At 59.8% G+C, this 23,263-nt stretch carries 19 protein-coding genes; 14 read left to right on the plus strand and 5 right to left on the minus strand.

The annotated features are described in order from the left end of the window. Positions 1-120 precede the first annotated feature (120 nt). Positions 121-1,065: a hypothetical protein gene (locus tag HMPREF3053_RS00725; protein WP_246819352.1), complete on the minus strand. Its 945-nt coding sequence runs from the start codon at positions 1,063-1,065 to the stop codon at positions 121-123. Between the two features lie 51 nt (positions 1,066-1,116). Between HMPREF3053_RS00725 and HMPREF3053_RS00730 the strand changes: the two genes are divergently transcribed. The 6 genes from HMPREF3053_RS00730 (at position 1,117) to purT (ending at position 7,965) form a co-directional block, all read left to right on the plus strand. After that, the gene (locus HMPREF3053_RS00730) at positions 1,117-2,406 is read left to right on the plus strand and encodes an adenylosuccinate synthase (protein WP_016421542.1); all 1,290 of its coding nucleotides are present in this window, start codon (positions 1,117-1,119) and stop codon (positions 2,404-2,406) included. A gap of 257 nt (positions 2,407-2,663) precedes the next feature. Further along, complete coding sequence (locus tag HMPREF3053_RS00735; RefSeq protein ID WP_070767128.1) at positions 2,664-3,248, plus strand: LppP/LprE family lipoprotein; 585 nt, start codon at positions 2,664-2,666, stop codon at positions 3,246-3,248. A gap of 162 nt (positions 3,249-3,410) precedes the next feature. After that, the gene (locus HMPREF3053_RS00740) at positions 3,411-4,049 is read left to right on the plus strand and encodes an LppP/LprE family lipoprotein (RefSeq protein ID WP_016421540.1); all 639 of its coding nucleotides are present in this window, start codon (positions 3,411-3,413) and stop codon (positions 4,047-4,049) included. A gap of 193 nt (positions 4,050-4,242) precedes the next feature. Next, a complete protein-coding gene (locus tag HMPREF3053_RS00745; RefSeq protein WP_016421539.1) occupies positions 4,243-5,499 on the plus strand; it encodes a glycerophosphodiester phosphodiesterase family protein in 1,257 nt (418 codons plus the stop codon). A 96-nt stretch (positions 5,500-5,595) separates the two neighbouring features. Further along, entirely contained in the window at positions 5,596-6,627 is a 1,032-nt protein-coding gene (locus HMPREF3053_RS00750) for a nucleoside hydrolase (protein WP_070546043.1), read from the plus strand. Positions 6,628-6,744: 117 nt separating this feature from the next. Beyond that, positions 6,745-7,965 (plus strand): formate-dependent phosphoribosylglycinamide formyltransferase, encoded by a 1,221-nt coding sequence (gene purT / locus HMPREF3053_RS00755; RefSeq protein WP_049169873.1) that lies wholly within the window; start codon positions 6,745-6,747, stop codon positions 7,963-7,965. Between the two features lie 91 nt (positions 7,966-8,056). Here the strand turns inward: purT and HMPREF3053_RS00760 are convergent, their stop codons facing one another. Continuing rightward, positions 8,057-8,560: a phosphoribosyltransferase gene (locus HMPREF3053_RS00760; protein ID WP_016421536.1), complete on the minus strand. Its 504-nt coding sequence runs from the start codon at positions 8,558-8,560 to the stop codon at positions 8,057-8,059. A 64-nt stretch (positions 8,561-8,624) separates the two neighbouring features. Next, a complete protein-coding gene (locus HMPREF3053_RS00765) occupies positions 8,625-10,130 on the minus strand; it encodes an FAD-dependent oxidoreductase (RefSeq protein WP_049169875.1) in 1,506 nt (501 codons plus the stop codon). Positions 10,131-10,382: 252 nt separating this feature from the next. On the opposite strand from HMPREF3053_RS00765, the gene HMPREF3053_RS00770 reads away from it, so the two are divergent. The 6 genes from HMPREF3053_RS00770 (at position 10,383) to HMPREF3053_RS00795 (ending at position 17,443) form a co-directional block, all read left to right on the plus strand. Then, positions 10,383-11,408, plus strand: a complete 1,026-nt coding sequence (locus tag HMPREF3053_RS00770) for a sulfite exporter TauE/SafE family protein (RefSeq protein WP_049169877.1) — start codon at positions 10,383-10,385, stop codon at positions 11,406-11,408. A gap of 143 nt (positions 11,409-11,551) precedes the next feature. After that, positions 11,552-13,258 (plus strand): nitrite/sulfite reductase, encoded by a 1,707-nt coding sequence (locus HMPREF3053_RS00775; RefSeq protein WP_016421533.1) that lies wholly within the window; start codon positions 11,552-11,554, stop codon positions 13,256-13,258. A 250-nt stretch (positions 13,259-13,508) separates the two neighbouring features. Beyond that, positions 13,509-14,273, plus strand: coding sequence for a phosphoadenylyl-sulfate reductase (locus tag HMPREF3053_RS00780; RefSeq protein WP_048734528.1), 765 nt, complete (start codon positions 13,509-13,511; stop codon positions 14,271-14,273). 116 nt (positions 14,274-14,389) lie between these two features. Beyond that, positions 14,390-15,316 (plus strand): sulfate adenylyltransferase subunit CysD, encoded by a 927-nt coding sequence (cysD, locus tag HMPREF3053_RS00785; protein WP_038626730.1) that lies wholly within the window; start codon positions 14,390-14,392, stop codon positions 15,314-15,316. Continuing rightward, positions 15,316-16,617: a sulfate adenylyltransferase subunit 1 gene (locus HMPREF3053_RS00790; protein WP_070767118.1), complete on the plus strand. Its 1,302-nt coding sequence runs from the start codon at positions 15,316-15,318 to the stop codon at positions 16,615-16,617. Before cysD ends, HMPREF3053_RS00790 begins: the two co-directional genes overlap by 1 nt. 55 nt (positions 16,618-16,672) lie before the next feature. After that, the gene (locus HMPREF3053_RS00795) at positions 16,673-17,443 is read left to right on the plus strand and encodes a sirohydrochlorin chelatase (protein WP_049169883.1); all 771 of its coding nucleotides are present in this window, start codon (positions 16,673-16,675) and stop codon (positions 17,441-17,443) included. 33 nt (positions 17,444-17,476) lie between these two features. Here HMPREF3053_RS00795 and HMPREF3053_RS00800 read toward each other — a convergent pair whose 3' ends face one another. Beyond that, positions 17,477-18,865: an FAD-dependent oxidoreductase gene (locus HMPREF3053_RS00800; RefSeq protein ID WP_049169886.1), complete on the minus strand. Its 1,389-nt coding sequence runs from the start codon at positions 18,863-18,865 to the stop codon at positions 17,477-17,479. Positions 18,866-19,591: 726 nt separating this feature from the next. On the opposite strand from HMPREF3053_RS00800, the gene pta reads away from it, so the two are divergent. Continuing rightward, positions 19,592-20,917 carry a phosphate acetyltransferase gene (gene pta / locus HMPREF3053_RS00805; protein ID WP_246819354.1) on the plus strand — a complete coding sequence of 442 codons (1,326 nt, stop codon included), beginning with the start codon at positions 19,592-19,594 and terminating at the stop codon, positions 20,915-20,917. A gap of 5 nt (positions 20,918-20,922) precedes the next feature. Next, positions 20,923-22,119, plus strand: a complete 1,197-nt coding sequence (locus tag HMPREF3053_RS00810; RefSeq protein ID WP_049193781.1) for an acetate kinase — start codon at positions 20,923-20,925, stop codon at positions 22,117-22,119. A gap of 252 nt (positions 22,120-22,371) precedes the next feature. On the opposite strand, the gene HMPREF3053_RS00815 is transcribed toward HMPREF3053_RS00810, so the two are convergent. Further along, positions 22,372-23,223, minus strand: coding sequence for a L,D-transpeptidase (locus tag HMPREF3053_RS00815; RefSeq protein ID WP_049193782.1), 852 nt, complete (start codon positions 23,221-23,223; stop codon positions 22,372-22,374). Positions 23,224-23,263 lie beyond the last annotated feature (40 nt).

The following is a 23,263-nucleotide window of genomic DNA, read 5'->3' on the forward strand; positions in this document are numbered from 1 at the left end:
GAGGCAGTGGCGGGCAGGGGCTTTAACACCCAAATGTTATCTGTACTCGAGCTATCGCGCAGGCCACTTTCGCGCAAGCCACTTTCTCACGGGCAGACCGTGGCTATTGCCCCGACGCAGTTAGTGCACAATCTGCAAGTCGCGAAGGTGTCGGTACAGAGTTGTTTTCTCGCGCGGCTTTCGCGACTCCACGCCATCGCGTACGTATCGAAAGCCCAGGCCACCAACTTGAACTGCCCGACCCGTCATCGGACGGTGCAGCTCGCGGGACGGGGCTTCTTTCGCTTTACGACGGCCACCGCGACCCAATCCGAGTCGGCTCAGCAGGCCTTTGTTGCCTCCATCCTCGTTACCGACTTCCGCGTCCGGCGCCGGAACTTCGGCCGCAACGATGCCCGGGGCGTCGGGGGTAGGGCGAATCTGCAGGCCGGTGGATGTGCCGGAGAACATCTGATGCTCGTCGACATAGACCTCGCCAGTAAACCCGTTTTCCGAGGACACTCCGGTAATTCCTGGCTCTGTCAGTAGGACGTAACCAACAATTGCGTGCCCGGTGTCATCGCGGATCAGCGGCACTGGCATCGTCGGGCGTGTGAGCGCGGCCGCCGCATCGAGCCCTTCTCCTCCTTCGATGCCCCAGTTTTTGGCCGCGGTCGAGGGTGCGGTGGGGACATGTGCCAGTTCAATCCACAGGAGGTTCTTGCGCATCAGGTAGGTTGCCACGGCAGCCAGTGCCGCGTCGGTGCCAACGACCACAATTCGCAACGGCTCGCTCGGCTTTTGCGGAGCGGGTTGCGGAGCACCTAAGTGGTCGACCTTTTTCTGCTTGGAGATTTCCTCCGGCGTCGGTGCTGTATCGACAGGCAGTACGTCCTTGGCCAGGTCATCGATGAAAGCCAGCTCCTTGCGGGCGGGGATCATCGCGACGTCGTGAAGCGCATAGGCGGGTGGTGCCGGAGTAGCCGGTGCTGATGGTGCGGACGGTGCTGATGTAGACCATGATTGGCGGAGCAATTGGGGAAACGCGGGTACATCGGGGCCACACTGCAGCACAACAATACGCATAGGACTACACTCTAATGCGTCGTCTGCAATCCCAGGAGTTGAAGTAGGACTATGGCCGCAATCATTATCGTCGGTGCCCAGTGGGGCGACGAGGGCAAGGGCAAAGCAACCGATATTCTCGGTGGCCGCGTCGACTACGTCGTCAAGCCCAACGGTGGCAATAACGCCGGCCACACCGTTGTCGTCGGCGGTGAGAAGTACGAGCTGAAGCTGCTTCCGGCGGGTGTGCTGTCGGAAAACGCTGTGCCGATTATCGGTAACGGCTGTGTGGTCAACCTCGAGGCGCTTTTCGACGAGATTGATGGCCTCGAAGCTCGCGGTGCAAAAGCCTCCCGCCTGCGCGTTTCCGGCAATGCCCACATGGTTGCTCCGTACCACCAGACGCTGGACCGCGTGACCGAGCGCTTCCTGGGTAAGCGCGCTATCGGCACCACTGGCCGCGGTATCGGCCCGACGTATGCCGACAAGGTCGGCCGTACGGGCTTGCGTGTCCAGGACATTCTGGATGAGTCGATTCTGCGCCAGAAGATTGAGTCTTCGCTGGCTCAGAAGAACCAGATTCTGGTCAAGCTGTACAACCGCCGCGCTATCGACCCGGATGAAGTCTTTGATTACTTCATGGGCTTCGCCGATCGTCTGCGCCCGATGATTATCGACTCGGAGTTTGAGCTCAATCAGGCTTTGGATGCCGGCAAGCACGTCCTCATGGAGGGCGGCCAGGCCACCATGCTCGACGTCGACCACGGCACCTACCCGTTCGTGACCTCCTCGAACCCAACCGCTGGTGGTGCCTGCGTGGGCACCGGCATCGGCCCGACGAAGATCACTTCGGTGCTGGGCATCATGAAGGCCTACACCACCCGCGTCGGTGCTGGCCCGTTCCCGACGGAGCTGTTCGACAAGTGGGGCGAGTACCTGCAGACCACCGGCGGTGAGGTCGGAGTCAACACCGGCCGTAAGCGCCGCTGTGGTTGGTACGACTCGGTGCTGGCTCGCTACGCCGCGCGCGTCAACGGTTTCACGGATCTGTTCATCACCAAGCTGGATGTCCTGACTGGTATCGGCGAGATTCCGATTTGTGTCGCTTACGACGTTGATGGCGTGCGTCACGACGAAATGCCACTCACCCAGTCGGAGTTCCACCACGCTGTCCCGATTTACGAGACCATGCCTGCATGGGACGAAGACATCACTGGCTGCCGCACCTTCGATGAGCTGCCGGACAAGGCCAAGGATTACCTGAACCGCCTGGAGGAGCTCTCCGGCGCTCGCATTTCCTACATCGGTGTTGGCCCGGGTCGTGACCAGACCATCGTTGTCCACGATGTGCTGGACAACTAGCGCTGGACACTTAGTCTGGGGACAGTGGCGAACTAGCCGGAAAATAGTCCGGCTTTCGACCCGACTTTATCGAACTGTTAGATAAAAAATCTTCGGTGTCGAAACCGCTGGCTGCTGTAAAAAAGAACATTTGCTAACCACGAGAAGGCTCTGGGAATTGTCAGTTGACACTGGCATCCCAGAGTCATTTTTGTATCGTAGGCCTCACCGCGTGGTCCAACGACAGAAGTCCAAACGACAGAAGGCGTGTGGTTTTCATGCAAAACACAGGACACCGAGTACAACGACTGGCAAGTTCCGCCGTACTTTCCGGCGCGATGATTTTCTCCGCAGTAGGTGGAGCCGTTGCAGCTCCTGCGGCTCAGGCGGAACCGGCCCCAGCACCGGCGCCGGCTCCGGCGAAGGCAGATAGCTGTACCCCGAACCCGGCAGCACCTGAAATCCAGGAGGCCCTGGATAAGGTCAACAGGGAGCGTCCGAACAACCATGATGGGTGGAAGTACACTGGCACCTCCAACTTCAGCCCGTGTAGCGATTTGAGCTTTGCTCTCGCAGATCAGGCCAAGCAGGGCAACGCTCAGTCCTCCACTGTGCTGTTGATGTTCCACAAGGGTGAGTTCATTGGTACGGACTCTGACCGGCCTCAGCACATCAACAAGGTGACGCCGACCCCTGATGGTAAGAACATCTCGGTCATCTACCACGACTGGGAGGCTCAGGAGGCCGCAGGTGCGCCGAACGCTGATGCGGCCAAATTCACCTCTAATGTTCACTTCTTCTGGAACGGAGATCACGTCGTCCACGAGGGCAAGATTCCCGGCGGCGCGAAGCCCGCTTCCTAAGGACTCCCGAGAATTTTCGAGAGCTTTCGAGAATTCTTGGACACTCTCGGGGGCTCTTGGGTTTTCCCAAGTAAACTCAATTCAGAGTCGGACATGAGAAAGTAATGCTCCGTCGTAGCGCAGTGCTTGAGAAAACTTGAGAGAACAGAAGAGGTTCCAGCCATGAGTGGTCATTCAGTTCGTCGCGGGTCGATGCTGGTTAGCGCGGCGGTCGCAGGTGTAGTGGCTTTGTCCGGTTGCTCCACTGATGAGACCGCAGCACCGACCTCTGCTTCTCAGGTAGATCAAGAAACGACGACCATCACTACGACCACCACTGTCGAGGATGACAGTGAAAGTGCAGATACCCCCAATCCGGATGTCGATGACAACGACCCCGATGGGGGTTCTTCTGCGCCAACCCAGGAAGAGGCTTTCGAAGAAGCGGTTGCCGACCTGAACTCAATGGAAGGTGGCAATGGCAGCGGTTGGACAGTCACGGACGATACGAACTGGGATACCACCAGCGAGTTGACCTTTGCCTCAGCAGTACAGAATGAAATTACGCATTCAACTACCGCTGGTGCAGTGCTGCTGTTTCATAAGGGCGAGTACGTGGGGACCGCCGGTGGTCCGCAGACAATCAACTCGGTCGAGGGTGATGGCAAAACTGTGACCGTCAATTTCTTCGATGTCAATAAAATGATCGAAGACGGCGGTGCCTTCGCCTTTAAAGACCAGTACAACGCTCCCGTTACGTACTCCTGGGATGGGGCAGAGGTTGCTCAAGAAGGCGAGATTCCAAAGGCAGAGGGGAATTAAACGCTCACCCCGCACTCTCTCCAGATGCGAGTGCTGTCAGGCCGTTTTAAAGTAGTGGCGCACCACACAGTTTTCACCCAGATTTCTGTGTTCCGTAAACCTCCGACGGTAGTTTGTCGACACTGTGTTGTCGGTACTATGCCGTCGCTATGAAGTCGCTAACACTACGCCCAAAGAGGAAAAATCACCGGCCATGTCTTCTCGCAACTCATCTGACTCCATGTTTGACGAACGGACCAAGCAGAGCGAGCAGCCTCAGAATTCACGCGTCCACGGCACGCGCCGCGCAATCGCGGCCATCGCTATGGGCGCGTTTGCTATTTCTCCTATTGCAGCCTGCAGCAATGATGCAGACAACGACGCGGCGTCGTCGTCAAGCAGTGCAAGCGCGGTCAGCACTACGTCGAGCGAAGAGAAGACCTTTGAAAAGCAGCAGGTCGCTGAGCTGAATGCGGCCGCGAATGTGCGGCCGGCTGCGATGGCTAAGCTGCCGGAGGGTTTTGATCTGCAGTCACACCGTGGTGGTCGCGGTGAGTGGACGGAGGAGTCCAAGCAGGCGATGATCAACTCGTTGGAGCTGGGCGTTACGACGTTGGAGCTGGACATCGTCCTGACGAAGGATGGCGTGCCTATGGTCTGGCACGATCCGGAAATCCAAGATGACAAGTGCTCGGACACCGAGCCAGTGACGGAGGGGGATCCGCAGTACCCGTACGTCGGCAAGCTCGTACATGATCTCACCTATGAGCAGGTACAAACCCTGGTCTGCGACAAGAAGCTCGAGGACTTCCCGGATGCGGAGCCAATCAAGGGCAATAGGATGATGACCCTGCCGGAGCTGTTCGAGCTGACTAAGGACAACCAGGACATCCACTTCAACATTGAGACCAAGATCGAGGGCGAAAAGCGCGCTGACTCGGCAGAACCGCAGGAGTTCGTCGATGTGATTCTCGACGAGATTGACCGCGCGGGTGTGGCTGATCGTGTGATGATTCAATCCTTCGATTGGCGCTCGTTGCCGCTGGTCGCGGAACGGAACCCGGAGATTCCGCTGGTCATGCTGTGGGACGAAACCACCTGGAAGAAGGATTCTCCTTGGATCGGCGATGTCAATTACGACGAGGTCGATGGCGACATCATCGAGGCCGCCAAGCAGCTCGGCGTGCAGGTGCTCTCACCGACGCACAGCATTCCTTACGGCAAGACACCGTCGGATTCTGACTACCACCCGGTCGCCACGCCGGAGCTGATTTCCCGCGCACACGAGGCCGGCATGAAGGTGGTGCCGTGGACGGTGAACGAAAAGGAGACCATGCGCGAGCAGATTGCCGCTGGTGTCGATGGCATCATCACCGACTACCCGACGCGACTGCGCGAGGTCTTGGCCGAGCTGAATATGCCGCTGCCAGAGCCCGCTCCGGTGGGTGATGCAGCGATGTCGACGAACTAGTAAACCCGGCTAGCACCAGCGAAAACTCGTCTGTATCCCTGTTTTGCCCGTGTTTAGCTCTGCGGGCTGAGCGTGTTTCGTGTCACACTTGACCTTATGACGCGTTTGAAAGTGCTTGCCGACGTTGACACGGGTATCGATGACAGTCTTGCTCTCGTCTACCTCGCAGGGTTACATACCGCAGGCGAGATCGAGCTGGTGGGTGTGACCTGCGCAGGTGGTAACACCACTGCGGCATGGTCCGCTCGCAACACCAAGTACATGTTGAATCTCTGCGGTTGCCCGGAGGTCCCGGTTGTCAGCGGTTTCGAGGGGCCCGCTGACCGTGAGCTGACTACCACGCCTGAGACTCATGGTCCGTACGGGCTGGGCTACAACCTGGCGCCACCGGCCGTCATCTACGAGCCGGGGCGCGGAGGGGCGGCGGATCCGCTGGCGCTGTGGCGCCAGGTCATCGAACAGGCGCGGTCGACGGGGGAGAAGGTGCACCTGCTGGTCACTGGCCCTATGACTACCTACGTGGCCGCTTTGAAGAAGTACCCAGAACTCATGCGGGAGCTCGACGGTGTGACCATTATGGGCGGTGCTGTGGAGTACCACGGTAACGTTACCGAGTTTGCGGAATGGAACTTCTGGGTCGACCCCACCGCGGTCACCGAGGTCTTCGGCACCGCGGGCGCTGTGGCCGTCGAGCGCCCGGAGGATGCCGTGCGCAGCATCGCCACCGCCGCAGGCGCGCCGGTGCCGACGCTGGTTCCGCTCAATGTCACCGAGACCATCACCATTAGTGATACTGAGATTGAATCCTGGCGAGATGCCGGTATGAACTCGGAGCTGCTGCGTGTTCTGCGCCGCTCGCTGAAGTTCTACTTTGAGTTCCACCAGGGAGTTGGAGTCGGTTACAAGGCGCAGGTTCATGACCTCTTCGCTGCGATGGTGGCCGTCGGTGCGGTGACCGGGGAAGTGGAGAAGATGCGCCTCGTGGGCGTCGATAGGCGAACTTTTGCAGATGAGCCTGCGCGGCGCGGACAGGTGGTGGAAGATCCTGCCGGTTCGGTGGCGAATGTTGTCCTGGCCGCTGACCGTGAGGTGGCGCTGGCTGAGTTCCAGCGGGTGTTCCCGCGCTAGGTTCCCCGCCCGTGCCCGCCGCGGTGAATCCGCTCGCTGTCGTATGCTGGAGACAATCAATTTCACAGCTGCTGGTTGTGCAGCGTACGTGCCGTAGACGAAAGCGAGTTTATCTCGATGTTCACCCCTGAAGTCACCGGAACCCCGTACCAGCCGGAAGCAACGCGAGTTCTGCTGCTCGGCTCTGGCGAGCTCGGCAAGGAGGTGACCATTGCTTTCCAACGTCTTGGCGTTGAGGTGCACGCTGCCGATCGCTACGAGCATGCACCGGCACACCAGGTCGCTCACCACGCCTACGTCTTGAATATGTCGGATTCCAGTGCACTGCGGGATCTGATTCTCCAGGTCAAGCCCCACTTCATCGTCCCCGAGATCGAGGCCCTGGCAACCGAGGTGCTGGAAGAGGTTGAGGAAGACGAGACGCTGGACGTCACCGTTATTCCAACCGCACGGGCGACTCAGCTGACCATGAACCGAGAGGGTATTCGCCGTCTGGCTGCGGAAGAGGTTGGGCTGCCGACTTCCCGCTATCACTTCGCCTCCAGCTTTGATGAATTCACCGCAGCTGTCGATGAGATTGGCTTCCCGTGTGTGGTCAAGCCGGTCATGAGTTCCTCGGGCAAGGGGCAGTCCACGCTGCGTTCGCCGGAGGATGTCCAGGCCGCGTGGGATTATGCCATGAGTGGCGGCCGCGTCGAGTCCGGCCGCGTCATTGTGGAGGGCTTCGTCGATTTCGACTACGAGATCACGCTGCTGACCGTGCGCTCCGTTGATCCGGAGACCGGCGAGGGGGCAACGTGGTTCTGTGAGCCCATTGGGCACCGTCAGCAGGACGGCGACTACGTTGAGTCATGGCAGCCGGCTGCCATGAGTGAAAACGCCCTGGACAATGCGCGCTCTGTCGCCGCGCGCATCACCAACGCGCTGGGCGGTCGCGGTATCTTCGGCGTCGAGCTGTTTGTCCGCGGCGATGAGGTGTGGTTCTCCGAGGTCAGCCCGCGTCCGCACGACACCGGCATGGTCACCATGGGCACCCAGCGTTTCTCTGAGTTCGAGCTGCACGCGCGTGCAGTGTTGGGTCTGCCTATCGACGTCACGCTGGTGTCCCCGGGAGCCTCCGCTGTGGTCTACGGCGGTGCTGACATCGAGCAGCCGGGTTACACCGGGCTGACGGAGGCCATGGCTATTCCGGAGACTGATATTCGTATCTTTGGTAAGCCGGTCGCTGGCCCGCGTCGCCGCATGGGCGTTGCTGTTTCAACCGCGGATTCTGTCGATGCTGCTCGTGAGCGTGCATCGGAGGCGGCATCAAAGATTAAGGTCGTCGAACTGGGCTAGTTCGACGACCTAGTGTGCGCTGCGGTACGGCCATAACCGGCCCCGCAGCGCACTTTTTTGTTTGCCCGCTATGGTGCGTAAGCTACTTGATCTACTTGGACTTCTGTACCGGTGGCTCGGCCGACCAGGGGAAGACGATCCAGTCATCGGTGTGCTTCCAGACATAGTCCGGTGCAATCTCCGAGCGGGACTTGCCGTAGAGCACAGCGGAGCGTACTTCCGCACCGTGGGTCTTAAGCAGATCGAGCACCAGGTGCAGCGTGCGACCGGAGTCTGCGACATCGTCAACGACCAGCAGACGGCGGTCGGAAATCGACTCGATGTCCAGCAGCGGTTCCAACAAAACCGGATCCGGTAGGGTCTCCGCCACGTCGGTGTAGAACTCGACGTTAATGGCGTCAGAGAGCTTGACGCCCATGGTGTAGCTGAGTGCACCTGCAGGTAGAAGACCACCGCGGGCCACGGCGATAATGATCTCCGGCTCGTAGCCCGAATCGACAATCTGCTGTGCCAGTTCACGGGAGGCGACGCCGAAGCCTTCCCAGGTCAGAACTTCCTTGACGTCCAGGTTGGATGAGTCTGCATGATAAGCCATGTATTAACTCTAATCCGAAGACCGACTGACGTGCACAATCAACTGCCCGGTTAGACCCGACGCGCTAGCTGGCGACAGTCTCCACAACCGCTTCGTGTACAGCTTCGGCCACGTCATCGGCATCTGGCTGCTTTGCGACGACCGTGGAGGCCGCAACCATGTCGGCCCACTCGACCAGCTTCTTGCGCTCGCGGCCTTCGGCTTCGCCCGCTGCACGTTCGGCGGCGTCGAGTGCGTGCCAGCCCTCCCAGGTGGTGACCTGGAGGCCCTTGTTGGCCAGGAACTCGTCGACGTCGTTATGCGTGGGCTTTGCAGGTGCGACCAGGCGGCCTGCCTCCCAGTCGGCGATGAGGTTGCCGACAGTTTCGTTGGCGTCGCCCTTGGTGTTACCGATTAGCCCGACCGGGCCACGGCGAATCCAGCCGGTGGTGTACAGACCCTGGATGTGGTTGCCGTCGACGTCGTCAAGCACGCGTCCGCCGGCATCTGGGATGGTGTGGGTGCCGGTGTCGAACGGTACGCCGGTGACTGCGTCGGAGCGGTAGCCGACTGCACGGTAGACCGCACCGACCGGCCATTCGGTGAACGTGCCGGTGCCACGGACGCCACCCTCGCCGTCGAGTTCAGTGCGTTCGGTGCGGATAGCGCTGACATGCTGTACTCCATCCTCACCGGTCTCGCCGATGATTTCGACCGGGGACTCGAAGAAGTGGATGAAGAGCTTGTGCGGGGCGCCCTTTGGCTCGCGGATGGCGTAGTTTTCCAGAATCGTACAGACCTGATCGGTGATCTTGGACTCGCGACGGGACGTTTCGGAGGCGGCATCGTACTGGATGTCCTCCGGATTCACGACAACCTCAATGGTGTCAGAGTGGTCCAGTTCCTTCAGCTCCAGTGGAGTGAACTTTGCCTGAGCCGGACCGCGACGGCCAAAGACATGGACTTCGCGGGCGGCATTCTTTGCCAGGCCGTCGTAGACGTTGTCGGCGATTTCGGTGACGTGCAGCTCATCGGCAGTCTTGGCGAGAATACGGGCGACGTCGAGGCCCACGTTACCGACGCCGATCACAGCGACCGACTCAGCAGAGAGGTCCCATTCGCGAGCAAACTCCGGGTGGGAGTCGTAGAAACCTACGAACTCACCGGCGCCGTAGTGCTCCGGCAGGTCCGAGCCCGGGATGTTCAGATCACGGTCGCCGGTCGCGCCAGTGGCGAAGATGATGGCGTCGTAGAACTGGCGCAGTTCATCAACGCTGACCTGCTTGCCGACGTCCACGTTGCCCAGTAGTCGAACCTGCGGCTTGTCCAGCACTCGGTGGAGGGACTTAATGATGCCCTTGATTCGCGGGTGGTCTGGCGCAACACCGTAGCGGATGAGGCCGAACGGCACTGGAAGGCGCTCGTAGAGGTCGATGGCGACATCGCGGCCGGACTTCATCAGCGCGTCGGAGGCGTAGATACCGGCCGGACCCGAGCCAACCACGGCTACACGCAGCGGCGTGGTGGAGTTGGCGAGATCGGGCAGTGAGGAAGCGGCCGTGTTCTGGGCTGCAGTCTGGTCGTTGGTCATTGGGTGGAATCCTTTTTCTACGTTTTCTTTGTCGCGATTGCTTATCGTAGACCAATCGGTCTATGCTTGCTGAAACAGAATATAGACAAACTGGTCTACAAAAAGCAAACACAAAACACCGCAAGAATCACTGCTTTGGCTTGAGAGGGTTTTGCTGCGTATTGCTTCTGCTGAACGAGGTCTAAAAGAGCTTGTCGTGCGGACGTCGTGGCAACGGCAGGCTCTGGTTGGGTAAGCGGGGAAGGGCTTGTCATGGAAAAACTCATAGTCTTCGTGCTAATCGGCCTTGGCGCGCAATTAGTCGATGGCACTCTGGGGATGGCTTTCGGTGTCACCGCTACTTCGCTGTTTATTGTCGCTGGTAGTAGTGCTGCCACTGCGTCGGCGGTGGTTCACGTAGCAGAGGTGGGTACGACACTGGCCTCCGGTATTTCACACTGGCGATTCGGCAATGTCGACTGGCGACGCGCGCTGAGTCTTGGCGTGCCGGGTGCTATCGGTGCCTTTATTGGTGCGACCTTTTTGGCGAATCTCGACGGTGATGCTGCGACGCCTGTGACCTCGACAATCTTGCTTTTCCTCGGTCTGTGGGTGATTATCCGCTTCGCCTTTTTGGCCAGTGTTAAGCGCAAGAAGAAGGCCTGGGGGCCGAAGAAGCTCGCTCCGCTGGGGCTCTTTGGTGGCCTGCTTGATTCCACTGGAGGTGGTGGTTGGGGGCCTGTTACCACCTCAACTTTGCTCGGCGCTGAGGCTGACCAGCCGCGCAAGATTATCGGTACTGTCTCTGCGGCGGAATTTCTCGTTGCCTCGGCGGCTGTACTGGGCTTTTTGCCCAAGCTGCGGGAGGAATTCACCCAGCATGCTGCACCGGTAATTGGTTTGTTGTGTGGTGGTGTGATTGCGGCCCCCTTGGCTGCGTACCTGGTGGGGCGCATTAATCCGCGGCTGCTTGGAATTGCGATCGGCGGCGTGTTGGTGGGGCTGAATATTCGCACTCTGTTTTCGTCGCTGGTTTCTGGGGGCGTGCTGGCAACGGTGCTGCTTGTGTGGGCTTTTGTTGTCGTCGCGCTGGTGCTGTGGGCGCGTTCGCACGACACTCTTCCGGGTTTTCGTCAGCGGATCCAGCTTGAGCCGACTTCTCAGTCTTCCTCGGCTGATGTGCCTAGTTCTGGATCTCCATCACCCGCTTCGGTTGATGCCGGGGCCGAGGATGCTTCTGAAGGTGTCAAAGTGGGTGCGAAAAACGGTGTCCGCGTGGGCGAAGCGGGGGTCCGCTAGGTATCCGAGCGTGTCCCGGCTTGCACTAGCCAGACTGGTCGGTCTAATGTTGCCTGCAATGCAACGTAGACCAAACGGTCTATAAAGATTAGAAACTAATTCGGTCAACGAGAACAAAACGAAAGTGATTCGGTAGATTCCCCATGAGCTCTCCTACGAAAACCGCCGAGCGTCCAGCTTCCGCAGCGGCTACCCGACGTAAGAAGCGCGCACCGAAGCCACAGGGGCAGTGGCTTATCGACGGCCGCGAGCCACTTAACGACGACGAGCGCATTAAGAAAGAAGATGCTGGCATCGCCGTTAAGCAGCGTGTTATCGACATCTACTCCAAGCAGGGGTTTGACTCCATCCCCGCGGAGGACCTAGCGCCTCGCTTTAAGTGGATTGGCCTCTACACCCAGCGCAAGCAGGGGCTTAGCGGTGAGCACACCGGCGTGAAGACCAACGCCGAGCTGCAGGACAAGTACTTTATGCTCCGCGTCCGCCTCGACGGTGGCCAGACCACCACCGAGGGCATTCGCACCATCGGCGAGATTTCCCGCGACTTCGCCCGCGACACTGCGGACTTCTCCGACCGCCAGAACGTCCAGCTGCACTGGATTCGCGTCGAAGATATGCCGGAGATCTGGGACCGCCTTGAGCGAGTTGGTCTCGACACCAACTTTGGCTGCGGCGACGTTCCCCGCGTTATTCTAGGCAGCCCGGTTGCCGGTGTTGCGGCCGATGAAATTGTCGACGGCACCAACGCCATCCGCCGCATCAAGGAGGAGTACCTCTCCGGCGACGAGTTCTCCAACCTACCGCGTAAGTTTAAGTCGGCAGTTTCCGGTTCCCCGCGTCTCGATGTCACCCACGAGGTCCAGGACGTTGCCTTCGTCGGTGTCAATCATCCAGAGCACGGCCCCGGTTTCGACGTTTGGGTCGGTGGTGGTCTCTCCACCAACCCGATGCTCGCCCAGCGTCTCGGCGCCTGGATCCCAGAGGACGAGGTTCCCGAGGTATGGGCGGGTGTGTGCCGCATCTTCCGGGACTACGGCTACCGTCGCCTGCGCAATCGTGCGCGTCTGAAGTTCCTCGTTGCCGAATGGGGCGCGGAGAAGTTCCGCCAGGTACTCGAAGACGACTACCTCAACCGCAAGCTTATCGACGGCCCCGCACCCGAACCTTTCGAGGGCGACCGGGACCACATCGGCGTGCACAAGCAGGCCGACGGTCTCAACTACGTCGGTGTTAAGCCCGCTGTTGGCCGTGTTCCGGGCTCTGACCTGGTCAAGCTCGCCGACATCGCCGAGCGCCACGGTGTTTCCCGCGTCCGCACCACCGTGATGAAGGAGCTCATTCTCCTCGACGTCGCCGACGACCAGGTCGACTCCCTGCTCGCAGAACTCGACGAAATTGGCCTGTCTGCCAAGCCTTCTGCTTTCCGACGGGGCATCCTGGCCTGCACCGGCCTAGAGTTCTGCAAGCTCGCACTTGTCACCACGCGCCAGCGCGCAATTGATTTGGTGGGCGACTTGGAGGAACGCCTCGGTGACCTCGACGTCCCAATCACCATTGCGCTCAATGGCTGCCCGAATGCCTGCGCCCGCACGCAGATTGCCGACATCGGACTCAAGGGGCAGATTGTCACCGACGACGAGGGCAACCGTGTCGAGGGTTTCCAGGTTCACCTCGGTGGTTCGCTGGGGCTCGATGCCAACTTCGGCCGCAAGGTTCGCGGACACAAGGTCACCTCGGCAGAACTGGGTGACTACATCGAGCGCGTCGTCAATCACTTCAAGGAGCAGCGCCACGAGGGTGAACAGTTCCGCGAGTGGATTGTCCGCGCTGATGAGGAGGACCTGAAGTGAGTGAATCTCCCAATGGGGTTCGGTCGCAGGGGCCGTCGTCAAGCGAAAAAGACGAGACGCCAGCGCGACTGGGGATCGGTGGCCGAAGCGCACACCCCAATCCGAACCGGGGTGCGGTGATGCATTGCCCTTACTGCGGCGGTGATGATCTGTGGCCCGACCTGGAAACCGATTACGCCTGGCAATGCCGCGAATGCTGCCGGGTATTCACAGTGAAACTGCACGGACATATCGATAGAAAGGTGGCGTCATGAGCACGGGACTGAAAACCGCTGAGGTCATTAAGACTCAGGAGGCGCTCGCGCGTGAAGACGCGCTGGACAACCCGGAAACTGCTCGCCGTCTGATTGAGCTCGCACTGGAGTGGGGCTCCAAGCTGGAGACTGCCACTGCTGGGGAAGTACTGGAATGGGGTGCGGAGCACCTGCACACGCCACTGGCCGTGACCCTGTCGATGCAGGACACAGTGTTGGCGGAACTGGCTGCTCGGCACGCGCCGGAGGCAGATCTGATTTTCCTGGATACCGGTTACCACTTCCCGGAGACCCTCGACGTGGCAGAGCAGGTCGCACAGCGTTACGACAACCGACTGCTGTCGATTGAGCCGAAGCGCACCCGCGCCGAGCAGGACGCCGAAGAGGGCGTTGATCTGTACAAGACCGACCCGACGCGATGCTGCGCATTGCGGAAGGTCGAGCCGCTGTCTGCCGTGAAGCGCCCCTACGAGGGCTGGGTCACAGGTCTGAAGCGCGTCGACGCGCCGACCCGCGCACACACGCCGGTACTGGAGATCGACAAGACTGGTCGCATCAAGCTCAACCCGTTGGCCACCTGGACAGATGAGGATGTTGCCCAGTACATCGAGGACAACGACCTCATTGTGCATCCGCTGACGCAACAGGGGTTCCCGTCGATTGGCTGCGCGACATGCACCGCGCGAGTGGCAGAGGGTGCGGATCCGCGCTCGGGTCGCTGGGCGGGCTCCGAGAAGACTGAGTGCGGATTGCACCTCTAGTTCGAGCGGCTAGCAGACAGCTACTTGCCGCCAGCCACTAGCCGCCCGCCGATAACCGATATCAGCTAAAACAGCGCAGTTACAACAGCCAACACAGCCCAACAGAAAGAACCCCCATGACTAGCTCAACCACCGTTTCCGTACAAAACCGCCTCGACCCGCGGCTTGCCGAGCTCGAAGCCGAGGCCATCGACATTATTCGCCAGACCGCCGGTCAGTTCGACCGTCCGGCACTACTTTTCTCCGGCGGAAAGGATTCCGTCGTCGTGCTCGAGCTGGCCAAGCGCGCCTTCGCACCGGCGGGTATCCCGCTGGAGCTGCTCCACGTCGACACCGGCCACAACTTCCCCGAAGTTATTGAATTCCGCGACAAGATTGCCGCTCAGCCGGGCATCAAGCTGCACGTAGCCAAGGTCCAAGACTGGATCGACAGCGGCGTGCTCACCGAGCGTGCCGACGGCACCCGTAACCCCTTGCAGACAGTGCCGCTGGTGGAGACCATTGCCAACCGTGGTTACGATGCCGTTCTCGGTGGCGCCCGCCGCGATGAGGAGAAGGCCCGCGCCAAGGAGCGCGTGTTCTCCGTCCGAGACTCCTTCGGTGGTTGGGATCCACGCCGTCAGCGCCCTGAGTTGTGGGGTCTCTACAACGGTCGCCACGCCGCCGGAGAGAACGTTCGCGTTTTCCCAATCTCGAACTGGACCGAGGCCGACGTCTGGGCCTACATCGAAGCCCGTGACATCGAACTGCCGCCCATCTACTTTGCCCACGAGCGTGAGGTGTTCAACCGCGGCGGTATGTGGTTGGCGCCGGGCGAGTGGGGTGGCCCCCGCGACGGCGAGACCCTCGAGGTTCGCACTGTCCGCTACCGCACTGTCGGTGACATGAGCTGCACCGGCGCTGTCGAATCGACTGCCACCACTATTGCGGAGGTCATGGAGGAACTTCGCACATCCAAGCTCACCGAGCGCGGCGCTACCCGCGCAGATGACAAGTTGTCCGAATCCTCCATGGAAGACCGCAAGAAGGAAGGTTACTTCTGATGAGCCAGCCAAATTCCCCAGCTACCCTGATTACCGCTGACCGCGCCACTCGCGCTCGTCGCACTCTTCGCCTGTGCACCGCTGGCTCCGTGGACGACGGTAAGTCCACCTTCGTCGGTCGCCTGCTGCACGACACGAAGAACATCCTCGCTGACCAGTACGAGGCCGTCGTCGCCTCCTCACAGGCGCGCGGTCAGGAAAACCCTGACCTGTCGCTGCTGGTCGACGGTCTGCGGGCCGAGCGCGAGCAGGGCATCACCATCGACGTCGCCTACCGCTACTTCGCCACCGACGTCCGCTCGTTCATCCTCGCTGACTGCCCTGGTCACGAGCAGTACACCCGAAACACCATCACTGGTATGTCCACCGCCGAGGCCGTCGTTTTGCTTATCGACGCGCGCAACGGCGTCGTGACGCAGACCAAGCGTCACGCAACGGTGGCCGGTCTGCTGGGTGTTCGCCACGTAATCTTTGCTGTCAACAAGATTGACTTGCTGGACTACAGCGAAGAGGCCTTCCGCAAGATTGAGTCGGATGTGGCAGCACTAGCAGAGCGCCTGGGTCTGCAGAACACCTTCGTTGTTCCAGTGTCGGCTCTGGTCGGCGACAACATTGTCGATTCTTCTGAGCACACTCCGTGGTACGAGGGTCCGACCGTGCTGGAGCTGCTGGAAAACCTCAACATCGGTGCCGACCTGGAAACCGATGCCGAGGCTGACCTGCGCCTGCCCATCGACTATGTCATTCGCGATCACGCCACTGAATACCGTGGTTACGCCGGCCGTATCGCCGCAGGTAGCTTGCGTGTGGGCGATGTTGTCTCCGTAGACGCCAACCGTCAGGCTACGGTCACGAAGATCACCGTGGCAGCTGAGGATGTCACTGAGGCCGTGGCCGGCCAGTCGGTGGCCATCAGCCTGGATGCCGAGTTCGACCTAGCCCGTGGCGACCTCATCAGTGGCACGCGCCCGGAAGACGTGCGCCGTTTCTCCGCCGTGGCCGTCCACCTTGCAGACAAGCCGTTGGCAGTCGGTCGCGTCGTAGAGGTGCGCTACGGTGCCGCGCTGGTGCGTGGTCGTATCGCTTCCGTCGATGCGCTCATCGACATCGAAACCGGTGAGCCCACCGGTGTGGCTGATCAGCTTGCAGTCAACGACGTCGCTGAGATCACCGTCGAGGTCGCACAGCCGCTGCCGGTCGATGTCTACCGCGTCGGTGGTCGTGTCGGTGCGTTCCTGCTCATCGAGCCGGGCACCGGTGACACCCTCACCGCAGGCCTCGTGCGTGGCGCTGCCCAGTAGAGCTGCCAGGTAGAGAAACCAGAAAGCACAGCTAGCGAGCCTGAGGAGACCATCGATGACCGCACTGATTCTGCTTGCGCACGGTTCTCGGCACTCAGAGACCAAACCGGTGCTCGAAGACGTGGTCGCGCTCGTGCGCGAGAAGATGCCGCTCACCCGTCTGGATGCGCCCTCTCAGATTCGCCTCGCCTGGCTGGACCTCGACGAGCCCTCACTGGATACCGTCTGTGCCGAGCTCGCCGCTGCCGGCGAGACTCAGGCACTGGCCGTACCGCTGCTGTTCACCGATGCGTTCCACTCGCGAGTCGACGTTCCCGAGCAGGTTCGACTCTGCGATCGGCATGGTGTTGACATCACAGTGGCTGAAGGACTCGGGCTTGGCGACGGCACGAAGCGCGCCGTCGTAAAGCGAATCATCGAAGCGGCGGAGAATGCATCTTTTTCCTGGCCGGTCGATGCGCTGGTGATGGGGGTCGGCTCCTCTGATGAGGATGCCAATGCGGCGGTGCACCAGTTTGCGGCAAACCTTGGCGGGATGCTGCCGGGACATGTGAGCGCGGCATTCGTGGTCGGTCCTGAGAAAATCAAGGGAGCCGATGCTGTGGCCGCGGCGCAGGAGCGCGCGGCCAAGCGCGGACGCGGACTCGTAGTGGTGCCGCTGTTTACCGCGCCGGGCCTATTGTGGGATCGAGTCATCGATGCAGGCGCTGCCGACGGTGCTGGTCAGGTGGCTTTTGGTGAGCCATTGGCCGAGCTGTTGGCGCCGATTGTGTGCTGCCGCTGGGACTCGCGCGCCGCGTACACGGACGTGAAGGTAGTGGCGTAGCCGACGCTTTTTATCCGTCCTAGTTACTCGCCGTTACTCGCCCTTGGAGTGGGTGACCATCTCATCCCACTCGACGTACTTCTTGCGTTCGCGACCCTCGGCCTCGCCGGCGGTGCGTTCGGCAGCATCGAGCTTGTGCCAACCTTCCCAGTCCAGGTAGTCGATACCCTTGGACTCCAGCAGCTCGTTGACAGCGGACAACTCCGGCTTCGACGGGTTGAATTTCTTGCCCTCGGCGGCATCGGCCAGCAGATTGGCTACGGCCTCGTTGGCATCGCCCTTGGTATTACCAATCAGGCCGACCGGTCCGCGGCGAACCCAACCGGTGGTGTAGAGGCCAGTGATGGCCTCGGCTGCTTCATCCTCGGTGTTATCGGATTCGATGACTCGACCACCGACGTTGGAAATGACATTCTTCACGTTGTCGAACGGGATACCCGGCAGCGCATCAGAGCGGTAGCCCACGGCGGAGTAGACAGCGCCGACCTTCCAGTCGGTGGTCTCGCCGGTCGGCCGCAGCCCGCCAGCACCGTCGTATTCCATGCGCTGAGTGCGCAAGCCTGTCACATGCTGCTGGCCGTCGGTACCCTCCTCGCTGAGGATTTCCACTGGCGACTCGAAGAAGTGAATGTAGAGCTTGTGCGGTGCGTTCTTTGGCTCACGGATGGCGTAGTTCTCCAGGATGGTGCAGACCTGGTCAGTGATCTTGGAGTTGCGACGCATAATCTCGGATGCGGAGTCGTAATCAATATCGCGCGGATCGACAACGACCTCGACGTTCGGTGAGTAGTCGAGCTCCTTGAGCTCCAGCGGAGTGAACTTTGCCTGTGCCGGGCCGCGGCGGCCGAAGACGTGGACTTCCTTGGCCTTATTTGTCTTCAGAACCTCGTAGACATTGTCCGGAATCTCTGTGACGTGCAGTTCCTCACCGGTCTTCGCCAGGATTCGAGAGACATCCAGCGCGACGTTGCCGACACCGACGACGGCCACGGACTCCGCCGAAAGGTCCCAGGTGCGCTCAAAGAGTGGATTGCCGTCGTAGAAGCCCACGAATTCACCAGCACCAAAGTGCTCCGGCAGATCCGCACCCGGCGTTGGCAGCGCGCGGTCGCCGACGGCACCGGTGGCGAAGATGACGGCGTCGTAATGCTCCTTTAATTCGTCGAGCGTGATGTCCTTGCCGAACTCAACGTTGGAAAACAGGCGCAGCTCCGGCTTTTCCATCACACGGTGTAAGGCCATAATGATGCCCTTGATACGTGGGTGGTCGGGGGCGACGCCGTAGCGGATTAGACCAAATGGAGCCGGCATCTTTTCAAACAGATCGACTTCCACGTCAGTACTGGATTTCATCAGTGCATCGGAAGCATAAACACCGGCCGGGCCAGAGCCAATTACGGCAACGCGGAGCGGGCGATTCATGAAGCGTGTCCTTCTTTCTCTAATGCTTTACGACGGCCACGAGACCGCGGCGTAAGTAGCTGCCAGCGGTGACCTCGTGGGGAAAGGAGTTATTGGTGAGCTATCGGTTTATTCGACATTCCCAATGGTAGCGCCCCCAATCGTAGCGATAACTTACGAAAAATCGAGAGGCGAGCATCACATCATCGGTGAGATGCTTTTGAAGGCGTACAAAACTAAATGTGACCTTAGTCACGTCCAATGTGGGAATTTGGGATAGTTCACTAGAAAAACCGCATAAAAGGCGCGATTGTGCGGGAAAATTGTTGGAATCTGTGGGGAAAAGTGTGGCTACCAGGGGTAACCAAAGGGGTTTGAGTCCGTCGTGAGATGTAAGGTGACTCACAATAAGATGAAAATAATGATTTGGGACTCAGCGGGATTGGAAGCTCAGCATGATCTTGAGCCTCCGGCAGTCCAATGGCTCGAGCCAAGTCAACGTTCAAATAAGTCAACGATTAAGCGCAGTGCGAGAAAGGAACGTCGGTGAGCGATAAGAACGCCCAAGCGTCCACCAACAACTCCGCAGTCCTGATTACTTCAGTGGACCGCGCAGACGATCTACAGGATGTCATTACGGCATTGTCTGAGGCACTGGGTGGGGCACGTTGCCTCCACACTGTCGGTGGGGCTCACGGCGCCACTGTGGATCAGGTTGTTGTGGATCCGGAATCCGCGCTTGACACCATCGTCAGTGCTGTTGAGGACGACCGCGCTGCTAACGAGGGGGCGGCTGTTCTGACCGGCTCCGGCAACCTCGATTTTGACTTCCGCATCGCCACCGTCGCCGGTGCCGGTGTCATCGTTGTCGCTGGTGGCGAGGGCTGTCACACAGAGGCCGCAAAGGCTCGCGTTCGTTTGGCGCTCAGCAGTGCAGCTCAGCGTCACAGCGAGGTACTCGCTGTTGTTCTCACAGGGGAGGAAGCAGTCGAGGCTGCTAAGACTCTCGATCTCGACGTTCCCGTTGTTGCCGTTGACGATGCTGAGGGGCTTCGCAAGGTCGTAAGCCGCGAGGTCACCGCAGTGATGACTCCACAGCGTTTCCAGTGGTGGCTGTTGCAGCGCGCCAAGACTGATAAGCGCCACATTGTGCTGCCAGAGGGGGATGATGACCGCATTCTTGAGGCCGCTGATTACCTCCTGCGCGAGGACATCTGTGAGCTTACTATCCTCGGTGACCCGGATGCTATGAAGGCGCGCGCCGCCGAACTGGGTTTTGACATCGACGCCGCCCATCTCTGGAACCCGCAGACCTCCGAATATGTTGAGCAGTTCGCGGAACAGTTCGCAGAGATGCGCAAGGCCAAGGGGGTCACGCTGGAGCAGGCCCGTGAGACGATGCGGGACATCTCCTACTTCGCGACGATGATGATTCACAACGGGCTTGTCGACGGCATGGTGTCCGGTGCAGCCCACACAACTGCGCACACCATTCGTCCGTCCTTGCAAATCATTAAGACCAAGCCGTCGGCTTCCACGGTGTCGTCGCTGTTCCTCATGGTTATGGACAACTCGCTGTGGGGTTTTGCGGACTGTGCGGTGCTGCCGAAGCCGGCTCCGGAACAGCTGGGTGAAATCGCGGTGGTATCCGCCGAGACTGCAGCTTCCTTCGGTATCGACGCCCGCGTCGCCATGCTGAGCTACTCCACTGGAGCATCCGGCACAGGTGAGGATGTTGACCGTGTGAAGGCGGGTCTGGCCAAGGCCAAGGAGCTGGCTCCGGAGCTCGCTGTCGATGGTCCGCTGCAGTTCGATGCCGCTATTGACCCGTCTGTGGCTGCGAAGAAGATGCCGGATTCCTCCGTTGCGGGTAAGGCAACTGTTTTCGTGTTCCCGGATCTGGACGCCGGTAACATCGGTTACAAGATTGCCCAGCGCTGTGGTGGTGCATTGGCAATCGGCCCGATTCTGCAGGGCTTGAACAAGCCGGTCAACGACCTCTCTCGTGGCGCCACGGTGCCGGACATCATCAACACGGTTGCAATTACCGCTATTCAGGCTGGAGGAAACTAATTATTATGTCCCGTCACGTACTTGTTTTGAACTCCGGTTCCTCCTCTATCAAGTTTCAGCTGGTAGATCCAGAGAAGGACTCAACGCAGCCGCCGTATGTCTCCGGTCTGGTGGAGCGCATTGGTGAAGAAGACGGCATTATTAATCTGAAGTTCTCCGGACAGAAGATTGAAATCACTGAGCCTATCGCTGACCATGCCAGTGGCCTTGACCGCGCGTTCGAGCTGATGGATGAGCACGGTGTTGGTCCGGAGTCGGTGGATATTGCCGCCGTCGGTCACCGCGTCGTTCACGGTGGTCGCCTGTTCTCTGGACCGGAGCTGATTACCGACGAGATCGTGGGCATGATCCGCGACCTTATTCCGCTGGCGCCGCTGCACAACCCGGCCAATATTGTAGGCATCGAAGAGTCTCGCAAGCTGCTTCCCGACGTGCCGCACGTCGCCGTCTTCGACACTGGTTTCTTCCACACCATGCCGCCAGCTGCTGCTCTGTACCCGCTAAATGCAGAGGTCGCATCGAAGTTTGATATCCGTCGTTACGGCTTCCACGGCACCTCGCATGAGTTTGTTTCCAAGCAGGTGCCGGACCTTCTGAATAAGCCGGCAGAGGAAATCAACCAGATTACGCTGCACCTGGGTAACGGTGCGTCGTGTGCGGCTATCCGAGGTGGCCAGGCGGTGGATACCTCGATGGGGCTGACTCCGCTGGCTGGTCTGATGATGGGCACTCGTACCGGTGACATTGACCCGGGCGTCATCTTCCACCTCTACCGCAACGGCATGAGCATCGATGAGATCGACAATCTGTGCAACCGCCAGTCTGGTTTGAAGGGTGTCTCTGGTGTCAATGACTTCCGAGTCCTGCAGGAGCGCATGGATGACCACGACCCGGATGCTTGGGCTGCATACCAGATGTATGTTCACCAGCTGCGCCGCTACATCGGCTCGTACATGCTGATTCTCGGTCGTCTCGATGCCATCACCTTCACCGCCGGTGTCGGTGAGAACCACGTCGGTATCCGCCGTGATTCGATGGCTGAGCTTGAGAACTTCGGTATCAAAATTGATGACGAGCTCAACTCCCAGCCGAATGACGGCCCACGTCTGATTTCGGCGGATGACTCGAAGGTCAAGGTCTTCGTGGTACCGACCAATGAGGAACTGGCCATTGCCCGCTACGCAATGAGCTTCGTGGACTAGTTCTTTGGACCGGAACCCTGACGAGTAGGCAGGGTTGCGGTAACCCGTAATCGACGGCTGCCGTGTACCTCACCTGTTGAATCCGCGACTGTAACTCAACAAAAACTCAACAAAAATGAGCTCGCCCCCACTGTCCTCCAAACTGGAAGACTCTAGTGGGGCGAGCTCATTTTTCACCGCCAGGGAAAACTGCGCCTATGCCTCAATAGGCTCAGTCACCTGGTCATTATTTCAACGCATCAGTGCAGGTAACTACCAGATGTAGACGCCGTCGCCGACCTGCAGAGTGTTGAAGTACATCACAGCATCATCGTGATTCAGATGAATGCAGCCGTGGGACATCTGATTGACCGAACCCTCGTGGAAAGCTTCGCCGTCGTTGGTGAAGTACACAGAGAACGGCATCGGACCGTTGTAAGGAACCGACCACTCATCGCGAACCTTGCGGGTAACGCTCAAGTGCCCACGGGTGGTTTCGTAACCTGGCATACCGGAGGACATGGGCACCGGGCCGTAGGTGATGTTGCCGTTTTCCTGCAGCCAGGTCTTCTGGTTAGCCAGGTCAACGCATGCGCGGGCGCTCGGCGGGCACGGGTTGTTTGGCTCTGGACGTGGTTCAGGGCGTGGCTTCTGCTCTGGCTGTGGAGCGGGGGCAGGCGCCGGCTCAGGCTGCGACGGCTTGTCTTGGCCCTCCAGCAAACCGAAAATCTCGTTGACGACGCGGGTGGCTTCGGCCTTCTGCGCAGCTGGCAGCGGCAGGCTGTCGATGGCGTTCAGCAGCTGAGTTTTGACCTTGTCCGCCACCTGCTTGTTGTTTTCAGCGAACCTGAAGTTTTCATTGATTAGGGCGACGACCGAATCCGGCAGCTTCACCGAAGAGGAATCCAGAACCTCAGAGAGCTCAGGAGCAAGGTCGCCCGGGTTCAGAGTCGAGATCTCCGGCAGCTTGAGGTCCCGAACACTCTGGCTGAGCGACTGCAGGTCTGGGGAAACTGGCAGGGCAACGGCAGTGCCGGCCCCAATACCAAAGGCGGTGGTGAGAGCTGCAGCGCTGATAATGACACGCTTAGCGCTGCGGAGAGAGGATTTCGAAGAGGCAAACATAGAGGATATCTTAAACCACGAACGGCAATTCTCTCTTTAT

The sequence above is a fragment of the Corynebacterium sp. HMSC064E07 genome (assembly GCF_001815745.1).
Classification (GTDB): domain Bacteria; phylum Actinomycetota; class Actinomycetes; order Mycobacteriales; family Mycobacteriaceae; genus Corynebacterium; species Corynebacterium jeikeium_D.

Excerpts from the sequence above, each read along its gene's own strand:
- HMPREF3053_RS00735 (WP_070767128.1), top strand. The coding sequence starts at position 2,664 with ATGCAAAACACAGGACACCGAGTACAACGACTGGCAAGTTCCGCCGTA.
- HMPREF3053_RS00780 (WP_048734528.1), top strand. The coding sequence starts at position 13,509 with ATGAGCACGGGACTGAAAACCGCTGAGGTCATTAAGACTCAGGAGGCG.
- HMPREF3053_RS00790 (WP_070767118.1), top strand. The coding sequence starts at position 15,316 with ATGAGCCAGCCAAATTCCCCAGCTACCCTGATTACCGCTGACCGCGCC.
- cysD (WP_038626730.1), top strand. The coding sequence starts at position 14,390 with ATGACTAGCTCAACCACCGTTTCCGTACAAAACCGCCTCGACCCGCGG.
- HMPREF3053_RS00770 (WP_049169877.1), top strand. The coding sequence starts at position 10,383 with ATGGAAAAACTCATAGTCTTCGTGCTAATCGGCCTTGGCGCGCAATTA.
- HMPREF3053_RS00810 (WP_049193781.1), top strand. The coding sequence starts at position 20,923 with ATGTCCCGTCACGTACTTGTTTTGAACTCCGGTTCCTCCTCTATCAAG.
- HMPREF3053_RS00760 (WP_016421536.1), bottom strand. The coding sequence starts at position 8,560 with ATGGCTTATCATGCAGACTCATCCAACCTGGACGTCAAGGAAGTTCTG.
- purT (WP_049169873.1), top strand. The coding sequence starts at position 6,745 with ATGTTCACCCCTGAAGTCACCGGAACCCCGTACCAGCCGGAAGCAACG.
- HMPREF3053_RS00725 (WP_246819352.1), bottom strand. The coding sequence starts at position 1,065 with ATGCGTATTGTTGTGCTGCAGTGTGGCCCCGATGTACCCGCGTTTCCC.
- HMPREF3053_RS00740 (WP_016421540.1), top strand. The coding sequence starts at position 3,411 with ATGAGTGGTCATTCAGTTCGTCGCGGGTCGATGCTGGTTAGCGCGGCG.
- HMPREF3053_RS00815 (WP_049193782.1), bottom strand. The coding sequence starts at position 23,223 with ATGTTTGCCTCTTCGAAATCCTCTCTCCGCAGCGCTAAGCGTGTCATT.
- HMPREF3053_RS00765 (WP_049169875.1), bottom strand. The coding sequence starts at position 10,130 with ATGACCAACGACCAGACTGCAGCCCAGAACACGGCCGCTTCCTCACTG.
- HMPREF3053_RS00730 (WP_016421542.1), top strand. The coding sequence starts at position 1,117 with ATGGCCGCAATCATTATCGTCGGTGCCCAGTGGGGCGACGAGGGCAAG.
- HMPREF3053_RS00750 (WP_070546043.1), top strand. The coding sequence starts at position 5,596 with ATGACGCGTTTGAAAGTGCTTGCCGACGTTGACACGGGTATCGATGAC.
- HMPREF3053_RS00775 (WP_016421533.1), top strand. The coding sequence starts at position 11,552 with ATGAGCTCTCCTACGAAAACCGCCGAGCGTCCAGCTTCCGCAGCGGCT.
- HMPREF3053_RS00800 (WP_049169886.1), bottom strand. The coding sequence starts at position 18,865 with ATGAATCGCCCGCTCCGCGTTGCCGTAATTGGCTCTGGCCCGGCCGGT.
- HMPREF3053_RS00745 (WP_016421539.1), top strand. The coding sequence starts at position 4,243 with ATGTCTTCTCGCAACTCATCTGACTCCATGTTTGACGAACGGACCAAG.
- HMPREF3053_RS00795 (WP_049169883.1), top strand. The coding sequence starts at position 16,673 with ATGACCGCACTGATTCTGCTTGCGCACGGTTCTCGGCACTCAGAGACC.